This window comes from Pseudomonas fluorescens (assembly GCF_902498065.1).
Taxonomy (GTDB): domain Bacteria; phylum Pseudomonadota; class Gammaproteobacteria; order Pseudomonadales; family Pseudomonadaceae; genus Aquipseudomonas; species Aquipseudomonas fluorescens_BJ.
Genome location: NZ_CABVIR010000008.1, coordinates 277,205 through 290,647, shown reverse-complemented (window position 1 = coordinate 290,647; position 13,443 = coordinate 277,205). Strand labels below are relative to the sequence as shown.

The window sequence follows — 13,443 nt, the reverse complement described above, 5'->3', positions numbered from 1 at the left end:
CCTTTTTAAAAAGTGTTCAGGTCGGTGGTGTACAGCGAAATGCCCAACGAAGTGCTCAAACTGATCGTGCCTTCGGCGTCTTCTTCGACGGAAAACAGCAGGAACTCACGACGGTCGGTCAGACCGGTTTCGCGGGCGTACAGCATCGAACGGTGCTCGATACTGTAGGACTCTTCCGGATTGTTCAGCTGTTCGCTCAACGCCACCAGTTCTGTCTGGCCATTTTCGGTGCCCCATTCGCGGGTGTACTCGACGCCGTTGTGGGTGTAGGTCGGCAGCCCGATCAAGCTTTGCGGGCCTGCCAGCCGACGCAGCTCCGCTTCGCTGCTGATGGTGATGTAGCTGAGGTAGTTGAACAGGATCACCGACTCGATCTGGCCAGCGATATCGCCGGTGGTGTGCACTTGCAGCCAGTAGTCTTCGTCGTTCATGTAATAGCGCGACAGCCAGGTCGACTGCCCGAGGTCAATGGTGCCGTTGCTCCAGACCTGTTGGGAGCCGGGAATGGCCACCGAGGTTTTTTCGTCGAGCAACAATTTAAGCGTGGTGTCGAACATTACGCCTTTGCCCAGCGCCAGACCCAACGGGCCGGTGGCTGGTTGGGTTTGGTTGGCTGTCCATTTCGACTCTGTATTCGCGTTCGGGGCCTCAAGCCCCATCAACTGCTTAAACCATCCCATTGGAGATTTCCTTGAGGCGAGTGGAGGCGATGTAGAAGAGCTCGCCGCCGTCAATGCGCGTCGCGCCGGGCGGGTTGATCGATGGTTGTCGGGCGCCCTTGGCGCGATAGCCGATGAGGGTGGCGTTGTGACGTTCTTTCATCTGCGTGTACAGATCGCCGAACGTCGCGTTAAACGTCTCGGGCAGTTTCATCAGGTATTGGGTCGCGCCCTGGCCCACGCACAGCAATTCGTTGATGACCACGGACGAACCCGGGTCCTGGGAGGCGCGCACGAGCATCTCGATGGCCATGCTTGACGTGCATTCCAGGCTGGGAGCGTAGGCGCTGGCGAGTGCGGCGATTTCACTGTCGTTGAAATGCGCGACCACATGCCCGACAGGTTTCAGCTGATTGACCGCCAGTACGGTGGCCAGGGTCAGGTCGTCTGAATGGGTTCGCACCAGCACGCGCTCGGCTCCGGGAACGCCGGCACGCAATAGCAGTGCCACCGAGGACAGGCTTTCGCCCTTGATGAAGGCTGCCTGGCCGGGCATGGGATTTTCTTCAAGGGTGCAATCGCAAATGACGATCAGGTTGTCGTTCGAGGTTTCATCCTGAAGCAACAATTCGACGACCCGTTCGCTGGACGCACCTTCCCAGCCGATGAGCACCGTATGCCCGACCTTGCCGGTGTAATCACCTTTGCCCTTCATGCCTTTTCTCCATACATCGATAACACTGCTGGTGGTTTTGCCGATGGCGGCCGTCAGCAGCGCAATGCCGCCGAGCATGACCCAGGTGGCCACGAAAATGCGCCCCGCCGATGTCTGTGGCGCGAGATCGCCATAGCCTACGGTCAGCGTGGTGGTGAGATAGAAGTAGGTAAACGTGGCGGGGGCGGTGAGGTGCTGTTCGCCCAGCAACACCAGGCCCAGATACGCCGTGGTCAGGTGCACGCCCAAGGCAATGACCAGTCCTGCCCAGCCGAATCGGTGGAAGAGGGACGAGGCATACATGCGCAGTAAAAGGAAAATCGACATTGCGTCCCTGACTCCGTGGGTATTCATTCCTTGGCGACGTTATCGCCTCGGCGTCTGAATGCTCAAGTGCGGTTAACCGGCGGCATTAAACCTGCTGCGCGGCGCAGAGAAAAGTACTTTGGCTGCAATAAATCCGGCGAGCGCACCAAAGAGATGCCCTTCGAAGGACACACCCTGGCGCGGAAGAAAGCCAAAAACCAGGCCGCCATACAGCAATGCCACGACGCTGGCCGTGATCAGGTTGCCCCAGCTGCGGTGAAACCAGGCGCGGGACAGCAGATAAGCCCAGAGCCCGAATACCCAGCCGCTGGCACCGATGTGCACGCCGGAAAATCCGAACAGCCAGACCAGCGAACCGCCCAGCAGAATGATGATCGCGCTGACGGTGAGGAACCGGTTGAGCCCCTCGACAATGACCAAGGTACCCAGAATCAGGAAGGGAATCAGGTTGGCGCTGAGGTGCGCAAAGGATGCGTGCAAAAAGGGTGACGTGATGATGCCGACCAATCCGTGGACGGTTCTCGGCACCAGGCCGAAGGCCACAAGGCTGTAGCCGGTCGCGACATTGAGCAGTTGCAGCGCCACCATGAAAATGGCGAGGCTGGCGATTGTCTTGAAACCCTTCAGGGCATCCATCCTTGACCTCGTATCAATCGGAATTGCAACGCAAAGCCATGTGGGAGCGAGCCTGCTCGCGAAGAGGGAGTGTCAGTCAACATTAATGTCGCCTGACAAACCGTAATCGCTAGCAGGCTAGCTCCCACAGGTTATGTATCTGCGACTGAGTGGGTTACTCAGCCGATTTCTGCTTCAGGCGTTCCAGGATCGCGTTGGCGCTGCCCGCGTCCGGCGTGATGCCGGCTTCGCGCAGTTTGCGCTCCAGGTCGGTACCGGTCGAGGCATCGGCCAGTTGGTCCTGGGCTTCCAGTTCCGCGGCACGTTGCTGCTGCTTGGCCTGCAAGCGATTCAACGTACCGACGGCGGTTTCCAGTTTGCCATTGGCGCCGCCGCTGGCGATGGACGCGCTGACCTGTGCTTTCTGTACGCTTTCGCGGGCCTTGGCCATGTCCACTTGCTGGCGCAGGCTTTTGATGCGGTTTTCAGCCTTGGTGATGTCTTTGCGCATGTTTTCCGCATAACCACCGAATTCAGTGGCCTGCTTCTGCTCGACATCCAGTTCATTGGTCAGGGTCGAAATGGCTTCGGCCACTTCCAGTGCCAGATCCTCACGGTTCGCCTGGATCGCGGCCAGGGCTTTGGATTCCAGGTCCTTGATTTTGGCGTTGTACTCGCTGACGCGATCGGCCGACAGTTTGTGCTTGGCCATGATGGTCACCAACTCACGCTTGGCGTTGGCCAGCGCGCTGTCAGCATCGCGAATTTCCTGGTCGAGGATGCGCAGGGCCTGTTGGTCGACGATCGATTCGCCGACTTCGTTGGCGCCGCCACGCAGTGCGGTGAACAATTTGCTCCAGATGGACTGAGTCATTGGATATTCCCTGATTCCCGAATAATTAATTGAAGAAACGTTCGAAGGCTTCGCTGGCGCGCTGCACGTTGTCGACGAGGGTTTTGACCTCGGTCACGACGTTGGTCAGGCTCGAGTCGGAGCTGAGTGCGCCAAACATGTTGTAAACGACCTGCCCGTTGGGCATGGACTCGATACCGATCGACGACAGCGGAAACATTTCCCGGCTGCGCAACACGGCATCATTGAAGGCCGGCACGTCTTTGATCGACTCGACGTCGACCAGCACGGTATCGACGATGATCTGGTCGCCCACCACCGCGATGTAAATCGGCAAGCCACCGAAGTCGTTCATTTCCAGCTTGATGCTGGACTCGGAGCCTTGAACGAGGGAGAGGGTGATGTCGTTCGAGACCACTTCGTCCAGGGCTTGAAGGGCGCTGTAGAGGCGATCGATGTTCCAGTTGTTACCTGCGCTCATGTAATTCTCCGACATGAATGAGCCAGCCCGAATCGGTTGGCGTAGCTGTTTCTCCATCTGCTTGAGCAGGCTTCGGTTTTCGGGAAGCACCCAAGTCTCGTGTTTCACATAACCGGCGGCCCCCAGGCCCGCCCGCATCTGCTTCATGTAGAAGCTCGACGGTTTTTTCGCGGACGGTTTCGAGCGCTCTCCCTTGCGGCTCGCTGAATCGGTCACAGACCCGGCAGACGGATCTGATGGAGAGCTGCTGTTCATGGTGCTGACCTCGTTGTGAAAAACTCACGCGTGAGAAACACTACAGGCAAATCTGGCAACCCTCAATAGCTCACGCGTGAGATTTTTCGGGCTCTGGGAACTGTGGGTTCAAAAGTGTTTTCTTTCCACGCACGACGGTGGGAGCGAGCAGGCTCGCTCCCACAGGTCCTTCGTTTCAAACAGCCAGAAACTCGTTAGTAGAGATTACGCTGGCGTAGGCAAAGCCCAATGCCGACATGAAGGCAGCGTGAACGTGGGCGGCCGGAACGGTGAGGCCGTTGAACTCCAGGTCACGGGAGGCGCAGGCGTCGTGGATCACCGTGACGCTGTAACCGAGGTCGTTGGCCGCGCGGGTGATGCCGTCGATACACATGTGACTCATGCTGCCGACCACCACCAGTTCCTTGATGCCTTGTTCGTCGAGAATGGACTGCAGTTCCGTTTCGCGGAACGAGTTGACGAAGTGCTTGAGCACCACCGGCTCGTCGGCACGGTTCAGGACTTTGGGGTGCAGCTTGGCGCCTTCGGAGCCGGGGGTGAAGAACGGCGCTTCGTCGGACGTGAACTCGTGGCGAATGTGCACCACCGCGTCGCCGGCATCGCGAAACGCTTTGAGCAGACGCACGGCGTTATCCGCAGCAGCGTCGGCGCCGACTAGCGGCCACTTGCCTTGAGGGAAGTAGTCGTTTTGGATATCAACTACGATGAGTGCTTGCTTGGCCATGACTGTTTCCTCGAAGTATGTGTTGGGTGTGGAATGAAGTATTGGCTGCGCAGGGCCGTTCGAGGATTGGCCGCACCGACAATTGAAGGGGGAAAACTGACAATGGACGCACCAAGGGCAATCGCCGAGCTGGGCGTGTTGATCTATCCCGGCGCGCAGATGGCGGCGGTGCACGGGCTGACGGACTTGTTCGGGGTGGCGAATCGGATTGCCGCCGAGCATCAGTCGGCGCAGTTGCCGCTGCTGCGGGTCAGCCATTGGCAGGTCGATGGCGATCAGGTGCCCGAGCGCGTCTATGACAGTCATCCCGCGCCGGACGGCGCATTGGTGGCGGTGTTGATCCCTCCGTCGATTGGCGGTTTTTTCGAAGGCCAGGCACCGCAAGGCTTGCTGAGCTGGATTCGTCAGCAACATGCACAGGGCGCGACCCTCGGCGGCGTCTGTGTGGGTTCGATTCTATTGGCTGAAAGCGGCCTGCTCGACGGCCGCAGCGCCACCACCCACTGGAGCTCGGCCAAGACTTTCGCCGAGCGTTATCCCGCGATCAAGCTCAAGGCCGATACGCCGATCGTCGATGACGGCGACCTGATCACCACGGCCGGGTTGATGGCCTGGTCCGAGCTGGGGTTGCGCCTGGTGGACCGGCTGCTGGGGCCGAGCATCGCCACCGGCACCGCACGGTTTCTGGTGGTGGAACACAGCGACAGTGCAAGTGAATGTGGCAGCAACTTTTCACCGATCCTCAGCCACGGCGATGCCTCGATTCTCAAGGTTCAGCATTGGCTGCAAAGCACCGGCGCGACCGATGTTTCGCTGACGACCATGGCCGAACGGGCAGGGCTGGAAGAGCGGACCTTTCTGCGCCGGTTCCGCGCTGCGACCGGGCTGAAACCCACCGAGTACTGCCAGCATTTGCGGGTCGGCAAGGCCCGGGAAATGCTTGAGTTCACCAACGGCACCATCGACCACATTGCCTGGACCGTGGGTTATCAGGACCCGAGCGCGTTTCGCGCGACATTCAGAAAGATTACCGGGTTGGCACCGAGTGATTATCGGGCGCGGTTTGGAGTGACGCCCTCAAACGTTGCTCGTTAGCCAGAATGCCGCCGATCAAAATGTGGGAGCGAGCTTGCTCGCGATGAGGCCATAACATTCAGCGTTTATTTCGACTGATCCACCGCAATCGCCGGCAAGCCGGTCTCGCTCCCACAATGACCTTGCGTATCGCGTGAGTCGTGCAAAATGCCGGGAGTGAACGAGCAGTCGTGCAGAATGAGACAGGCTCAGTGCTATTACCCATTCGGCAACTGATTGAATTGTCGAAGGTTTCAATACGGGAGCCCTTGGCCTGATCTCTGCACCCCTCCCACTACATTCATCGAGCGCCGATTGAAGGGGGACGCATGACCCCAACAAACCGCAATAAACTGGTAGTCGCCCATTCGGTGCGGCCCGACGCGCCACAGCATGAAGTCGACACCAATCGCGCATTGGCCCGTTGGCTGGCGCAGGTTCTCGGGTTCAAATTCGGCGGCAGTTACGACCCCGAACACCACGCAGGCTGTGATCTTTATCTGCTGCCAACCCAAACCCTGGTCGGCGCTGCTGCCGCGCGGCAATTGGGCGTCAAAGGCCCGAAGGATTTGTGGGGGGGCTATGTCGAACATGATTTCATCTGCACCAAAGCCATCAGCCACGGCCTGCGCAATAAAAACGCTGTTGCTCCACACGGCTGGTCGCCATTGTTTTCCGAACGGGTGCGCAGCGTGGTGCTCGATGGTCTGAGCGTGTTCTCCCTCGACGATGCACGTCCGGCAGCGGAGCATTTGCTCTATAGCGGCCCGATTCGCCTGAAACCGATCCATGCCTGCGCCGGACGCGGTCAGGAGGTGATCCAGAACCTCGACGAATTCGATGCGATCCTCGGCAGGCCCGATGCCAAGGCGCTGTTCACCGAAGGTGTGGTGTTGGAGCAAGACCTGAGCGATGTGGTGACTCACAGTGTCGGCCAAAGCTTCATCGGCGACGCCGTGCTCAGTTACTGCGGTGATCAGTACTTGACCGCAGACGGTCATGGCGAGCAGGTTTATGGAGGTTCCAATCTGCTGGTGGTGCAGGGCGGCTACGACGATCTGCTCGAACTGCAACTGCCCGAGGATGTGCGCTTGGCCATCCAGCAAGCGCAGGTGTTCGACCGCGCGGCGGACGAGGCCTATCCCGGCTTCTATGCCTCGCGGCGCAACTACGACATCGCGCAAGGCCTGGACAGTAACGGCAAACAGCGCAGCGGCGTGCTTGAACAGTCCTGGCGCATGGGCGGTGCCAGCAGTGCCGAAGTGGCGGCGTTGCAGAGCTTCGTCAACGACCCGGGGATGCGTGCAATTCGCGTGTCTTCGGTGGAAACCTACATCGATCAAGCGCTGCCGGCGGATGCCATCGAGGTGTACCGCGGGCCGGCGCAAAACAGTGAATTTCTCCTCAAGTACGTAACGGTCAAATCCTATGACGGCTAGAAGCGAAACCATCCAGATCGACATCGACGATGAACAAATGATCGGGACTTTTCTCAGCCCCAAATCGAAAGTCCCCGGCGTGCTCTTCGTGCACGGTTGGGGCGGCAGTCAGGAGCGTGATCTTGAACGGGCCAAAGGCATCGCCGGTTTGGGCTGTGTGTGCCTGACGTTCGACTTGCGCGGGCACACCGGCGGCACCGGCATTCCGCTGACACGGGTCACCCGTGAAGACAACCTGCGAGACCTGCTGGCGGCGTACGACCGTTTGCTCGCGCATCCAGCGCTCGATACCTCGGCGATTGCCGTGGTCGGCACCAGCTATGGCGGCTATCTGGCTTCGATTTTGACGTCATTGCGCCCGGTGCGCTGGCTGGCACTGCGCGTGCCTGCGTTGTATCGCGATGAACAATGGCACACGCCCAAGCGCGAACTGGACAAGCTCGATTTGCGTGATTACCGCAGCACGCTGGTGCGCGCCGACAACAATCGCGCGTTGCATGCCTGTTCGCAATTTACCGGGGATGTGCTGCTGGTGGAGTCTGAGACGGACGACTATGTGCCCCACGCGACCATCATGAGTTACCGGGCCGCGTGTCAGCAGACGCACTCGCTGACCCACCGCATCATCGACGGCGCCGACCACGCGTTGAGCGAGCCGGTGTCGCAGCAGGCGTATACCTCGATCCTGGTGGACTGGATTACCGAGATGGTGGTGGGTGAGCGGTTGAGCATTATCCAGTCGAAGTGAGTGGTGGTGCTCCTGACGCCATCGCGAGCAGGCTCGCTCCCACAGTTGAACTCGGTCTAATGTGGGAGCGAGCCTGCTCGCGATGGCGTCTTCAAAGGCACCCAATCACGTGGGCTTCTTCGCAATCCGCAGCGACTTGGCCTTGGCCTCGACGATCAAATACATCACCAACGTAATCAACAACGGCAGGATGAAATAAATCGCCCGATACGCCAGCAAGCCCGCCACCAGACTTCCCCGCGAAGCCTCATGTTGCAGCAACGCGACAAACACCGCTTCCAATACCCCGAGCCCCGCCGGAATGTGCGTAATCACCCCGGCTATCGCGCTGATCAACAACACGCCAAGCACGAGTGGATAATCCAGTTTGCTCGGCAGAAGGGTGAAAATCACCGCCGCCATCAGCGACCAGTTCAGCGCTCCGAGCGCCAGTTGCAGCATCGCCATGCGCAGGGATGGCAAGTTGATTTCGACGCCGCGAATCGCCCATTCGCGCCGCTTGGAAAACTGACAAGCCGCCAGGTAACCCGCGCTCACCAGCAGCAACAAAATACCCACGCCCTGCAAGGCACCACTGCTGAGTTTCCAGCCCGGTGGCATGCGTACCAGTCCGCTGCTGAACACTGCGCCGGCAATCACCATGTAACCGAACCAGTTAGTCGCCAGGCTCAGGCCGAGGATTTTCGCGATGTTGCTTTTACTCACGCCGAGCCGCGAGTAAAGCCGATAGCGCATGGCAATGCCGCCGACCCAGGCACTCAGGTTGAGGTTGAAGGCGTAGCTGATGATCCCCACGGGCAGGATCTGCTTCCAGGTCAGGTCCTGTCGGATATAGGTACGGCCAATCAGGTCGAAGCAGGCGTACACCAGAAAACTCACCAGCGTCAGCCCGGAGGCGATGATCAACGTGCGTACTTTGAAATCGGCGAGGGTGTCGAATACCTCGTTCCATTCGATGCGCTGGGCCAACAGGGTGAAGAGGACGATCAGCGCCAGGAAAAACAGCATCGTCAGCGGTTTTTTCCACTGACTCCAGCGTGTTTTTTTTACCGAGGCGGGCGTCGGGCTGTCGGCGTGAGGTGACGAGTGGGTTTCAGCGCGGTCCATGGCGATCACTCCCGGCAGCGTGGGTGAAGGGTTTCAGGCGCGGCTTGTGTGCCGGCAGCCAACCGGCCCAGGCCGGGAAATGCCGCAGGAAGTGAAACACCAGAAAACCGACGGTCATGTGCCAGACCCTTCCGCGCGGGGATTTGTCCGCACACATGGCTTTGCAATGGTTGTTGCTCAGCGTTTCAAGGCGTTCGAACAAATCGCGGTTGAAGGCCCGATCGCGGATCAGCACATTGGCTTCCAGGTTCATCGACAGGCTCAACGGGTCGAGGTTGCTTGAGCCAACGGTGCTCCAGTCTTCGTCCACCAGCGCGACTTTGCCATGCAACGGGCGCTCGCAATATTCGTGAATCTGCACCCCGGCCTTGAGCAAGTAGTCATAGGTCATGCGCGCCGCCAGTTTGGCCACCATCATGTCTGGCTGGCCTTGCAGGATCAGTCGCACCTCGACGCCCCTGCGCGCGGCGTTGCGTATCTCGCGCAGCAAGCGATAGCCGGGAAAGAAGTAGGCGTTGGCAATCACCACGCGACGTTGGGCGGTGCGCAGGACTTGTCGATAAACCTCTTCGATGTCGGTCTGATGATCACCGTTGTCGCGGTACACCAAACGGACCTGGCCATCGTGATCGTTGAACGCCAGCTCCGCGCGCCGCTGCCGCCGGCGTTGCCACCAGTATTTGGCGCGGGCCGGGCGACCGCATTGCAGCAGGGCGAAATGATGAATGTCGGCCACCGCCGGGCCTTGCACTTCAACCGAATAATCCTGCTTGGCCTCGGGGCCGAAGTCGGCCAGATGGTCAGCAGAAAAGTTGATCCCGCCGATGAACGCAATCGCGCCGTCGACCACCACGATTTTGCGGTGCAGGCGTCGGAACCAATTGGTGCGGATACCCAACCGCTTCGGTGCCGGGTCAAATATTTGCAGGTGCACACCGGCCTCGCTCAATGCGGTGAGATAGCCGGTGCTCAGCTCGCCGCAGCCAAAACCGTCGAGACTGGCGGTGACCCGCACACCTCGTTGAGCCGCGTCGATCAGCACTTGCTGCAGCTCATCGCCGACTTTGTCCTCGAACACAATGAAGGTTTCCAGGAGGATTTCAGTCTTGGCCTGGCGCATGGCTTCGAACACCCGCGGGAAATATTCTTCGCCGTTTTCCAGCAGATCCACCCGGTTGTTGCCCTGCCAGCCGTACTCAACGTCGACCACCCCGGGTTCACGCACCGGCGGGTTGGTGGGCACGTGTTCCACGGTGGTCTTTTCCATCGGTGCGCTGCTCATAGCTCGATCTCCACCGATAGCGGTGCGTGGTCGGAAAGGTGTGACCAGGGTCGCGCCGCCAGGACTTGCGGACGGCTGGCCTTGAGGTTGCGTACGTAGATGCGGTCCAGGCGCAAGGCCGGCATTCGAGCCGGAAAACTGCGCGCCGGTTTGCCGTGGTGTTCGGCGAAGACCTCGCGCAAACCACAGGGCTTGAGCAGCGCATCGGCGCGCTGGCGCCAATCGTTGAAGTCACCGGCGACAATCACTGGCGCGTCGCTCGGCAATTCTGCGAGGCGCTGGGTCAGCAGTTTCAATTGTTCGTTACGATGGGTTTCGCGCAGCCCCAGATGGACGCAAATCGCGTGCACTTCCGGGCCATCGGCGGGCAGGCGCAATACGCAATGCAGGATGCCGCGGTTCTCGTGTCCACTGATGGACACGTCAAGGTTGTCATGGCGAATGATCTGGAATTTCGACAGCAGCGCATTGCCGTGATCGCCCGCCGGGTACACCGCGTTGCGCCCGTAGGCGAATTGCGGCCATAGCGTGTCGGCGAGAAATTCGTACTGCGGCATCGTCGGCCAGTTGCTGTAGCGCCGGGGATGATGTTCGTGGGTGCCGTGGACTTCCTGCAAAAACACCACGTCGGCGGACACGCTGCGCACCGCTTCACGCAGTTCCGGCAGGATGAAACGCCGGTTCAGCGCGGTAAAACCCTTGTGTGTGTTGACCGTCAGCACGGTGAAGCGGCGCACGGCGGCCATGGTTGGCGGCTGATCATCGGTGGCGTTGAACGGCTCGGGCCCATTCATGGCAGCACCCCTTCGGCAGCAGGCTCACCGGGGGCGGTGACGAGGCGCTTGTCGAGATGGAAATGTTCGAGCAAACGGCGGGCATCGAAGGGCGCGCGGACCTTGATGTCATTGTCGAAATAGCAAAACACTTCGCGGGATTTGCGCGTCTTGGGCTTTTGCCGCGGTGCGATCAGTTGCGGGTCGGAGGGTTGTCGGCCGTGGTTCCAGGCGTCGATCCGTTCACCCCAGCGCTCCAGCGCTTCGGGGGTGTAACCGCTGGCATAGAGTTCTTCGGCGCCGTGCAGGCGCAGGTAGACGAAGTCACTGGTGATGTCTTCGCGATACGGCCATTTACCGGCGGTGTCAGCGATGACCAGGGCAACGTTGTGACGTTTGAGCAGGCGGACAAACGCCGGGTCGACGAACGTGTCGTTTCTGATCTCCACGGCATGGCGCAAAGGCTTTTTCTTGTAAGCCTTCATGCTGGCGTGACCGCTCACGTGCGAATCATGCTGGCGGGCGAGGTGGGCGGCCTGTTCGGTGTCGCGGGGTAATTGCTCGAGAAAGTGTTCGAACAGCTCGGCGTCGAACTTGAAGTTCGGCGGGAATTGCCAAAGGACAGGGCCGAGTTTTTCCTTGAGTTCCAATACCCCTGAGGCAAAGAAGTTCGCCAGGGGTTTATGGACATCTCGCAGGCGTTTGATGTGGGTGATGAACCGCGGGGCTTTGATGCTGAAGACGAAGTCTGCCGGGGTTTCGTCGTACCACTGGGCGTAACGTTCGGGCCGTTGCAGGGCGTAAAACGATCCATTGATCTCGATGCTGTTGACCGCCCGTGACGCGAACTGCAATTCGCGCTTCCGGGTCAGCCCCTTCGGGTAGAAATCGCCCCGCCAGGGTGTGTAGCGCCAGCCTGAAATACCAATGTGAATCCCCGCCATGTCGCCTCCTGTCTGATGGTCCTCGGTTGCCCCTGTCTTTTGATGACTGCGGGGCAAGCGAGAAAGTTTCGACGGGACTACGGACGGTAAACGCGAAAGAACATCAAGGATCCTGTGGGAGCGGGCTTGCCCGCGATAGCGGACTATCAGTCACATTAGTGTTGGATGTGCTGCCGCCATCGCGGGCAAGCCCGCTCCCACAGGTTTTATCAGTGGCCGGCGGCGACGCGGGTCGAGCCTTCAGCCGGTTCGGCGTACACCGGGCCGAGACGATCAAGACGCCCGCTCCACGCAGTCAGCGCCAGCGCCACCAGCACCACCAGACCACCGATCCACGCGGTGTGGATCAGGCCCATGTGAGCGACGATCAAACCACCGCCCCACGCCCCACCGGCAATGCCCAGGTTGAACGCGGCGATGTTCAGGCCGGAAGCCACGTCCACTGCATTTGGCGTGTGATGTTCGGCCTGACGCACCACATACACCTGCAAGCCCGGCACGTTGCCGAACGCGACCGCGCCCCAGACCAGCACGGTGGCCAGCGCCAGCCATGGGTTGACGGCGGTGAAGGTCAGCACGAACAGCACGGCGGCGAGCAGTGCGAAGATGATTTTCAGGGCGCTGATCGGGCCGCGTTTGTCGGCCAGTTTGCCGCCCCAGATGTTACCGACGGCCACCGAGATGCCGTACACCAGCAACACCAGGCTGACGGTGCCAGCGCTGAAACCAGAGATGTCTTGAAGAATCGGCGCGAGGAACGTGAAGGCGATGAACGAACCGCCGTAACCGACCGCCGTCATGGCATACACCAGCAACAGGCGTGGTTGCTTGAGGACCTGCAACTGTTCCAGCAGCGAAGCCGGTTTGCTGTGGGTGATGTTTTTCGGCACGTAGAGCAGGCTGCCGATGAACGCAATCACACCCAGTGCCGAGACGGCGAGAAAGGTTTCACGCCAGCCGAAATGCTGGCCGATGAACGTCCCCAACGGCACACCGGTGACCAGCGCCACAGTCAGGCCGGTGAACATGATCGCAATCGCGCTGGCGGCTTTTTCCTTCGGCACCAGGCTGGTGGCGATGGTCGAACCGATCGAGAAAAACACCCCGTGGGCCAGGCCAGTGACGATCCGCGCAATGATCAGCGATTCGTAGCTCGGCGCTTTCCAGGCCAGCAGGTTGCCGAGGGTGAACAGCACCATCAGCGACAACAGCAGCAGTTTGCGCGGGACTTTGCCGGTGAGGGCGGTCAGCACCGGGGGGCCGATGGCCACGCCCAGGGCGTAAAGGCTGACCAGCAGGCCGGCGGACGGCAGGCTGACGCCGAGGTCGGCGCCGATAGTGGGTAACAGGCCAACGATGACGAACTCGGTCGTCCCGATGGCAAAGGCGCTGAGGGTCAGCGCGAGCAAGGCAATGGGCATGGCTGCAACTCCGGTGGGTTGATTGA

Annotated in this window: 14 protein-coding genes; 3 read left to right on the top strand and 11 right to left on the bottom strand. The window is 60.1% G+C overall.

Features of this window, described 5'->3' with window-relative positions; translation table 11 throughout:
- Window positions 1-5: 5 nt before the first annotated feature.
- From F8N43_RS25005 to F8N43_RS24980, 6 genes are all read right to left on the bottom strand, one after another.
- A complete protein-coding gene (locus F8N43_RS25005; protein ID WP_150630308.1) occupies window positions 6-680 on the bottom strand; it encodes a DUF2491 family protein in 675 nt (224 codons plus the stop codon).
- Window positions 667-1,701, bottom strand: coding sequence for an ion channel (locus tag F8N43_RS25000; protein WP_150630309.1), 1,035 nt, complete (start codon window positions 1,699-1,701; stop codon window positions 667-669). The genes F8N43_RS25005 and F8N43_RS25000 overlap by 14 nt, the downstream gene beginning before the upstream one ends.
- A 72-nt stretch (window positions 1,702-1,773) precedes the next feature.
- Window positions 1,774-2,337, bottom strand: a complete 564-nt coding sequence (locus F8N43_RS24995; RefSeq protein WP_150654510.1) for a rhomboid family intramembrane serine protease — start codon at window positions 2,335-2,337, stop codon at window positions 1,774-1,776.
- Window positions 2,338-2,491: 154 nt separating this feature from the next.
- Complete coding sequence (locus F8N43_RS24990; RefSeq protein WP_150638493.1) at window positions 2,492-3,190, bottom strand: PspA/IM30 family protein; 699 nt, start codon at window positions 3,188-3,190, stop codon at window positions 2,492-2,494.
- 25 nt (window positions 3,191-3,215) lie between these two features.
- Window positions 3,216-3,797, bottom strand: coding sequence for a YjfI family protein (locus F8N43_RS24985; RefSeq protein ID WP_150630312.1), 582 nt, complete (start codon window positions 3,795-3,797; stop codon window positions 3,216-3,218).
- 283 nt (window positions 3,798-4,080) lie between these two features.
- Window positions 4,081-4,629 carry a cysteine hydrolase family protein gene (locus F8N43_RS24980; RefSeq protein ID WP_150630313.1) on the bottom strand — a complete coding sequence of 183 codons (549 nt, stop codon included), beginning with the start codon at window positions 4,627-4,629 and terminating at the stop codon, window positions 4,081-4,083.
- A 102-nt stretch (window positions 4,630-4,731) separates the two neighbouring features.
- Between F8N43_RS24980 and F8N43_RS24975 the strand changes: the two genes are divergently transcribed.
- The 3 genes from F8N43_RS24975 to F8N43_RS24965 all read left to right on the top strand — a co-directional run bounded on the left by F8N43_RS24975 (window position 4,732) and on the right by F8N43_RS24965 (window position 7,890).
- On the top strand, window positions 4,732-5,724 hold the full coding sequence (locus F8N43_RS24975) for a GlxA family transcriptional regulator (RefSeq protein WP_150630314.1): 993 nt from the start codon (window positions 4,732-4,734) through the stop codon (window positions 5,722-5,724).
- A gap of 308 nt (window positions 5,725-6,032) precedes the next feature.
- Window positions 6,033-7,142, top strand: coding sequence for a DUF3182 family protein (locus F8N43_RS24970; protein WP_150630315.1), 1,110 nt, complete (start codon window positions 6,033-6,035; stop codon window positions 7,140-7,142).
- The gene (locus F8N43_RS24965) at window positions 7,132-7,890 is read left to right on the top strand and encodes an alpha/beta hydrolase family protein (protein ID WP_150630316.1); all 759 of its coding nucleotides are present in this window, start codon (window positions 7,132-7,134) and stop codon (window positions 7,888-7,890) included. The genes F8N43_RS24970 and F8N43_RS24965 overlap by 11 nt, the downstream gene beginning before the upstream one ends.
- A 105-nt stretch (window positions 7,891-7,995) precedes the next feature.
- Here the strand turns inward: F8N43_RS24965 and F8N43_RS24960 are convergent, their stop codons facing one another.
- The 5 genes from F8N43_RS24960 to F8N43_RS24940 all read right to left on the bottom strand — a co-directional run bounded on the left by F8N43_RS24960 (window position 7,996) and on the right by F8N43_RS24940 (window position 13,417).
- Window positions 7,996-8,997, bottom strand: a complete 1,002-nt coding sequence (locus F8N43_RS24960; RefSeq protein ID WP_150638491.1) for a lysylphosphatidylglycerol synthase domain-containing protein — start codon at window positions 8,995-8,997, stop codon at window positions 7,996-7,998.
- Window positions 8,984-10,279 carry a cardiolipin synthase ClsB gene (gene clsB / locus F8N43_RS24955; protein WP_150630318.1) on the bottom strand — a complete coding sequence of 432 codons (1,296 nt, stop codon included), beginning with the start codon at window positions 10,277-10,279 and terminating at the stop codon, window positions 8,984-8,986. The genes F8N43_RS24960 and clsB overlap by 14 nt, the downstream gene beginning before the upstream one ends.
- The gene (locus F8N43_RS24950) at window positions 10,276-11,073 is read right to left on the bottom strand and encodes an endonuclease/exonuclease/phosphatase family protein (protein ID WP_150638489.1); all 798 of its coding nucleotides are present in this window, start codon (window positions 11,071-11,073) and stop codon (window positions 10,276-10,278) included. Before F8N43_RS24950 ends, clsB begins: the two co-directional genes overlap by 4 nt.
- Entirely contained in the window at window positions 11,070-11,996 is a 927-nt protein-coding gene (locus F8N43_RS24945; RefSeq protein WP_150654509.1) for a DUF72 domain-containing protein, read from the bottom strand. The genes F8N43_RS24950 and F8N43_RS24945 overlap by 4 nt, the downstream gene beginning before the upstream one ends.
- A 209-nt stretch (window positions 11,997-12,205) precedes the next feature.
- Window positions 12,206-13,417, bottom strand: a complete 1,212-nt coding sequence (locus tag F8N43_RS24940; protein WP_150654508.1) for an MFS transporter — start codon at window positions 13,415-13,417, stop codon at window positions 12,206-12,208.
- Window positions 13,418-13,443 lie beyond the last annotated feature (26 nt).